Genomic DNA, 1,949 nt, shown 5'->3' with positions numbered 1-1,949 from the left:
CCGTCCCAGCATCATAAGGATTTCTTTAAGGAATCCGAAGCGGGTAAGAAGGAATTGGCGGATCGTTTGGAGAATGAGGCTAAGGAGAAAATTAAAGGAGAAACTCTAAAGCCTGACAAGCCAAAAGTTAGAAAAGATAAACCTAAAGTTAGCAAGAAAAAAGTTAATAAACAAACAACAAAAAGATTATCTAATGCAGAGTTAGATAAGCTTATTAAAGATAATTTTGTGAAGAATACTTCTAGAACTAGGACTTTTACTCCAGAAACTATGCCAGGGAGTAAAGATTTTGCAAAATGGTTTAATGATTTAAGCATAGATGAATTTGAATTGGCTTGGGCTACTCCGAAATTGAGAACGATAATTGAAAGTAGGATTCGACATCCGGGAGGACTTCATGAATGGCATCTTGTTTCAAGAGCCCCAATTTTCAAACGTTGGGGTGTAAAAGCAGAAGATATAGCAGTAATGAGGACACTTACGAAAGATGTTGAATTTGTGAATCCTATTGGGAAACATGGTATGGATGGTTCTGGAACCGCACACAAAGAGCTCTTAGAAATAATTGATAGTTCGTTAGATTATAATACTTTTAAAAGAAGACTGCGTACTTGGGCGCAATATAGACTAGAAGGCGGAATCGATTCTTTACCAGAGGGTTTGAGATGAAAGAATAGGAGGTTTTTTAATGGATAGTCCGGGTGCTGTATCGCTTTGGTTTGGAAAATGCAATAGTGAAGAAAAAATGAGAGAGTATTTAGAAGTAAAGTTTGATGAACATGGTGATAGAATTAAATCTACGTTTATGAATGACTTCAATATAGATTTTATTGATTATAATCAAGATTTGCTAGAATTTACTTATCTTGAATCTCCTACTACTTCAATTACAGAATTATTGAAGAGGGCTTCATATTCAGAAATAATGATAAATGAGCTTGTTGATTTTTATGGAGATAAGTTAATGGAAAAATGTAATATTGCAATAAGATTATATGATTATGATTATGAAGAATCTGTCGAAGAAGTACTATTTGAAGGTAAGAAAATTGAATTTATTGGCTCTGTTAATTATGAGTGATTAAGCATTATTGATGATTTTATATTTAGGAGGTTAGCCATAATTTAAAATGTACCCTATAAGATGGACACTTTAAATTACTGGCTGACCTTTTTTAGTTGTGCAAGTACGGAGAAGACGGCTGATTCGAACAACCGTTATTTTGGCACGGAGCATGGCAGTGAAATGAAGCTGTCCCCGACAGGAGTCGAGTTCACAGGGGGAAGCAAGGAGCCGCTATTTTTGAAGCTGGACGATGCCGTGCATTATCTTGAGCAGTCCGCGCAAACTGACGCTGACAGCGAAGGAAGAGATGTCGCTGTTCACGCCGAAACGGGTGGTCATTGGCGCGCAAGCGTTACTAGTAGCAAAGAAGACAAGTGCGCCGAGCGGGATCACGCTGGAAGGCGAGTATAACCTCATGGGGACGCAGATCCGAACGGAGGGGAAGGATCGGACGAGCTACGCGCCGTATGACGATGCGCCAGTGGAAGGGCAGCCGCCTCCCCCACCGCCACCACCGGAAAAACCGCCGTTCAGTTGGGGTAAGCTTGCGGGAAATGTACTGGCGGGAATTGCAGTTGTCGCGGTAGTCGCCGTTGCAGCGGCGTATACGGTAGCGACGCTGGGAGCAGGAGCGGTCGTTGTAGGTGCAGTACTAGCTGGAGCGGCCATTGCGGGAACCGCTGCGGTCGTGAGCCAAGCGGTGTCGGATATTGCCCGCGGCGAGGTCAGCGATATGGGGACGTATGTTTCAACGGCCTTTCGAGAGACGGTCATCGAGGCGGTATCTGGAGCGGTGTTTGGCCCGATCGGAGCATTTGCCTCATTAGGTGGACGAATGGCATTTGGCGCGGTGCAGAATGGGTTTGAGAGTGTCATTCGTCAG

General features: G+C 43.1%; 2 protein-coding genes and 2 pseudogenes. All 4 read left to right on the top strand.

The window, feature by feature from the left end:
• Positions 1-669 (top strand): annotated as a pseudogene (locus tag WH37_RS36150) (hypothetical protein); the annotation flags it as partial.
• Between the two features lie 19 nt (positions 670-688).
• On the top strand, positions 689-1,081 hold the full coding sequence (locus WH37_RS33010; protein WP_046234921.1) for an immunity 22 family protein: 393 nt from the start codon (positions 689-691) through the stop codon (positions 1,079-1,081).
• Between the two features lie 63 nt (positions 1,082-1,144).
• A complete protein-coding gene (locus tag WH37_RS33005; protein ID WP_046234920.1) occupies positions 1,145-1,477 on the top strand; it encodes a hypothetical protein in 333 nt (110 codons plus the stop codon).
• Between the two features lie 4 nt (positions 1,478-1,481).
• Positions 1,482-1,949: pseudogene (locus WH37_RS33000) on the top strand (HNH endonuclease); the annotation flags it as partial.

It is taken from the genome of Paenibacillus algorifonticola (assembly GCF_000971975.1).
Lineage (GTDB): Bacteria > Bacillota > Bacilli > Paenibacillales > Paenibacillaceae > Pristimantibacillus > Pristimantibacillus algorifonticola.
This window is presented reverse-complemented; position numbering and strand designations above follow the sequence as displayed.

What these genes read in the sequence shown, in the direction of transcription:
- WH37_RS33010 (WP_046234921.1), top strand. Translation starts at nt 689, where the DNA reads ATGGATAGTCCGGGTGCTGTATCGCTTTGGTTTGGAAAATGCAATAGT.
- WH37_RS33005 (WP_046234920.1), top strand. Translation starts at nt 1,145, where the DNA reads ATGGACACTTTAAATTACTGGCTGACCTTTTTTAGTTGTGCAAGTACG.